This is a genomic window from Halanaerobiales bacterium (assembly GCA_035270125.1).
Classification (GTDB): Bacteria; Bacillota; Halanaerobiia; order Halanaerobiales; family DATFIM01; genus DATFIM01.
In genome coordinates, this window is sequence record DATFIM010000215.1 from 1 (window position 1) to 4577 (window position 4577).

4 protein-coding genes are annotated in these 4577 nt (G+C 27.8%); all 4 read left to right on the top strand.

Annotated elements, in window-relative coordinates; genetic code table 11:
* Positions 1 to 295: ROK family protein (locus VJ881_10745; GenBank protein HKL76529.1), on the top strand; the 295-nt coding region annotated here is incomplete at its 5' end.
* Positions 296 to 302: 7 nt separating this feature from the next.
* Positions 303 to 1256 carry a glucodextranase DOMON-like domain-containing protein gene (locus VJ881_10750; GenBank protein ID HKL76530.1) on the top strand — a complete coding sequence of 318 codons (954 nt, stop codon included), beginning with the start codon at positions 303 to 305 and terminating at the stop codon, positions 1254 to 1256.
* A gap of 15 nt (positions 1257 to 1271) precedes the next feature.
* A complete protein-coding gene (locus VJ881_10755; GenBank protein ID HKL76531.1) occupies positions 1272 to 3413 on the top strand; it encodes an HD-GYP domain-containing protein in 2142 nt (713 codons plus the stop codon).
* 43 nt (positions 3414 to 3456) lie between these two features.
* Positions 3457 to 4428, top strand: a complete 972-nt coding sequence (locus VJ881_10760; protein ID HKL76532.1) for a squalene/phytoene synthase family protein — start codon at positions 3457 to 3459, stop codon at positions 4426 to 4428.
* Positions 4429 to 4577 lie beyond the last annotated feature (149 nt).

Here is a 4577-nt window from a genome sequence, read left to right on the forward strand (position 1 = left end):
AGCCAAAGCTGCAGCTAAAGGAGATCAGAAAGCTCTGGATATTTTTGCTAAGGCAGGTTATTATTTAGGGATTGGGATTGCTAACTTAGTAAATATTTTCAATCCAGAAATGATTATCCTGGGTGGAGGAGTTTTGAAAGCCAAAGAATATTTTTTAGATAGGGCCAAAGAAGAATTTAAGAAAAGAGCTCTAAAAGCTCCAGCAGATATAGTAAAAATTAAGGAAGCAGTATTAGAAGATGAGATAGGAGTGAAAGGAGCTATTGCTCTGGCTATGCAAAAAGTGGAGGGATAAAAATATAATGAGAATTATATCATTGCTATGTATTTTTGGTATTTTACTTTCATTTTCATTAGTAGTAGAGGCTGAAGATAATAGTTGGAGCTTTAGAATTGATGATCCAGTAGGAGATGATTATGGTCCGGGGAATTATAGATACCCTGAAGATGAAATATTTTCTTCTCATAAAGGATTATTTGATATAAAAGCTTTTAATATAAAAGAGACTGAAGTTGATTATATATTTGAATTTGAATTTGTAAAATTGACTGATCCCTGGAATAGTAAATTTGGTTTTAGTCATCCCCTTATTGAAATATATATTGATAATCAGGAAAAAGGATCTACTGAACTTTTAGAAGATGGAGCAAATGTTAAATTAGATCAGGAATCCTCCTGGAATAAGGCTTTAAAACTGAGTGGCTGGTGGTTTTTAGCTTATGATTGGGATCAAAAATTTGATGATTTAGTTAGTATAGATGGTAATATTGAATCACGACAGGGGGAAGTAGCCAACAGTAAAATTGAAAAAATTGATAATAAAATTAAGGTTATATTTCCTAAAAAAGTAGTGGGGGAGCTTCAGGGAGCTAATCTTCAACTACTTGTTGGTAGTTTTGATCCTTTTGGACCTGGGTATTATAGATTGATATCTTCTACTCCGCGAAAATGGAACTTTTATGCTAAAGGATTGGAAAAAACAAGTAAAGCACCACGAGTTATTGATACTATTTTACCGGAGGAGATAAAGCAGGAAAGAGCTCTGGCTTTAGAAAATGAAGATGGAGAGTTTAAGAATCCTCAAATTAAGTCTTTTTATCTTCCAAAATCGCGAGAAATGCTTATAAATGAATTTTTCACATCCACTTATTTCTATATTATTTGTTTAATATTGGCCGCATTAGCTATTATTTTTAGAGATAAAATTAACCATTATTTCGAAAATTTACTTAGCACAAATAATCAAAATAGTTAATATGGAGGGATGAGTTTGAAAAGATCACAGGCTATTTCAGATTTTATAAAAAGAAATAGAAGATTATTTATCTATTTAACTATAGCTTTTATTTTTATATTTATTGTCTTTATATCATATAATATTAACTCCCTCCAAAAAAGGGCTAAAAAAATCAATAGAGAGTTTGGGGTGCTAATCACCAATTATATTAATGACAGTATAAATCAGATGGAAAGAATAAAAAGCTTTTCTGACAAAAACTTAAATTTTTATTTAAATAATGAAAAAGATATAAAAGCCTGGATAAAATATAATGAACTTGGTAATAATTATAATTATCGAGAAATAAAAGATGAATTTTACAATAAACATATACAGGATAAATTGAATTATCAAAAAGCTGATGAAATAAAAACATTTATTTTTAATGACAATAATAAGTCTTATTTGGGAATTATATATCCTCAAAATGGGTATAATGATTTTGCTCTTTATTCAATCAATAATTTTTTAAATAAATTACCTCGGATATCTAATTTTGAGTTAAAAACTCTAAATGAAAAAGATATAATTTTAAGTAATAAAAATGTGGAATCATATAATTTTATATATAATAATAATTCAAAAGGCTTTAATTTAAAAAAAGGGATTTTTCTCAGTTCTTCACATCTTGATAATTATCCTTATAAATTGTATTTAGTTTATGATTTGAGTAAAACAGTCAAAAAAATAATTTTATTTTTAGCGATTTTTGCTTTTTTCATGTTATCACTTTTTATAGTGCTTTATAATGTTCGCTATAATGAGAAAAATATTTTAGCTGATATTAAATTTTTAGATGATGTTTCTAATGAAATTAGAGATTTATTTACAGAAAAAGACTTAAAAAATAGTGATATAACTGAATATCTTGGAGATTTTAAACCCCTTCAAAAAAAGTTTGACCCAGATAATGTATATACTTCTGAAATGAAGTCTGTCACTTCTTCATATAGAAATTTAATGAATGAAATTTATAAATTGTTAAATAAAGTTAATCTCCAAAATCAAGAAATTTCTGCTATGAACAAAGATATTTCTGAATCATATAATAAATTACAGGAATATGAAAATAAATTAAATGCATTTTTAGAACAGATTTCAACTATGGCTCCAGAAAAAGATCTGGAGGAATTCAGTCAGGAAGTACTTGAACTTTTAGTTGAGATTATACCTAAAGCTGATGGTGGTAGTATAGCTATCCTTGAAGATAATTGTTATCATTATCTAGCTCAGGTTAATTATGATGACCTTTTAAAAGAAGTGGATTTTCCTAAAGACCTTATTTTTACAACTGAAGAGCCTAAAATTTATAGAAATTTACACGAAAAATATCATCTGGGTATGCCTGAAAAATATGTTAATGTTTTTAAAAAGATAGGTTCAGATAAAATTATGTCCAGTCTTTCTGTTGGAATAAAAACTGATAAAGTTATAGGAAATATTTTCATCGATAGTTTTAAAGATGCTGATGCATTTGGAAAAGAAGATAAAAAAGTAATTAAAGCTATTTCAAGAGTGCTTTCTACTTATTATTATTTAAAAATATCTATGGAAAAATTGGATAAATCATATTTAGAAATGATTAAAGCGCTTGTAAATACAGTTGAGATTAAAGATAAATATACCAGGGGTCATTCTGAAAGAGTAGCTGAATATTCTGTTAAACTTGCTAAATTAGTTGATTTATCTTCAGAAAAGTTAAAATTATTAGAAGAAGCAGCACTTTTACATGATATAGGAAAAATAGGGATTGATGAATCTATTTTAAATAAAAAGGGTAAATTGACTGATGAGGAATATGAAACAATAAAAAAACACAGTCTTTTTGGCTGGAGTTTACTTAATGATGTAGAAGGTTTGGGAGAATTGGCAACTATTGTTCGTTATCATCATGAAAGATGGGATGGCTATGGTTATCCAGAAGGTCTTACAAAAGAAGAGATACCAATTGAATCTCGAATAATTGCAATTTTTGATGCATTTGATACGATATTAACTGTTAGATCTTATAAAGAGGCTGAAGATTTTGAATATGCATTAAAAGAAATTTCTGAAAATGCCGGAACTCAGTTTGATCCTAACTTGGTTGAAGTTTTTTTAAACAATGTAGATAGAGATTGGTTAGAGGAATAATAGGACTTTTGTCGAATATATTGTTTAGAGATGAGGGATGATTATGTCTGAAAAAGCAATTGAATTTTGTGAAAAAATATTAAAAAGAGTATCAAGAAGTTTTGCTCTTACTATACCGATGCTTGATGATAAGATTTATAAAGAAGTAATGATAACTTATTTGCAGGACAGGCTTTTAGATAATTTTGAAGATGAAATAAAAGATATATCTTTTGAAGAGAGAATCTATTTAATGGATAAGGTGGAAGAAATTTTTGATCCCAATAATGACAACAAAGAGGCAGTTAAAATTGTAGAAGAGAAAGCTGAATTGTTTGGAGATAAAGACCTTAAAAAATTAACAGCAAATGCTTCTCTTTTAAAAGAGGCTTATGAACTTTTAGATGAGGAAGTAAAGAAAATATCCTATAAATGGTTAAAAGAAATGAATAAAGGAATGCAAAAATATCTAGCAAAAAGTGTTAATAAGTTTGAAGAACTTGATGAATATTGTTATTATGTGGCTGGGACAGTTGGAGGTTTTTTAACTGATTTAATTATAGAAAAATCTTCTATAACTGAGGAAAAAGCCAGGATTCTAAAAGATAATTTTGTAGATGCCGGTCTTTTTTTGCAGAAAGTAAATCTTATTCGTGATATTAGAAAAGATATCAAAAGTAGAGATAAAAATTATTGGCCTTTAGAAGAATTAGGGATTAAAGAAGATATGATATTGGCTAAAGAACATGAGGAAAAAATGAATAAAGCCTTAAAAATGATGTTAGCTGATGTTGAAAAACATGTTAAGGGACTTGTAGCTTATATGGAAAATATACCTGAAGAATTTTCTGGATATCAGAAATTTTTTGCTGTAAATAATGCTTTAGGCCTTGCTACTCTTAAAAAAGTAGAAAATAATCAGCACAAATTATTTTATAATGATGATAAAGTCAAAGTGGGTAAGTTTCAATTTTTGAAAACAATTAGTTTTCCTAAAAAAACTTTTCATAAGAGGGCAGAAAAATTTTTAAATTAAGGTTGAGAAAAGAGTTGATAGACAATGAGAGAGAGGAAAGAAAATCCTGAAATTTCTAAAGATTTAGCTAATAAAATATTTACAGTTGTAAATCCAGTTTCTGCAAATGGAAGAACAGGGAAAAACTGGCCTAATATTGCTGATTATTT

What these genes read in the sequence shown, in the direction of transcription:
- VJ881_10750 (HKL76530.1), top strand. Translation starts at nt 303, where the DNA reads ATGAGAATTATATCATTGCTATGTATTTTTGGTATTTTACTTTCATTT.
- VJ881_10760 (HKL76532.1), top strand. Translation starts at nt 3,457, where the DNA reads ATGTCTGAAAAAGCAATTGAATTTTGTGAAAAAATATTAAAAAGAGTA.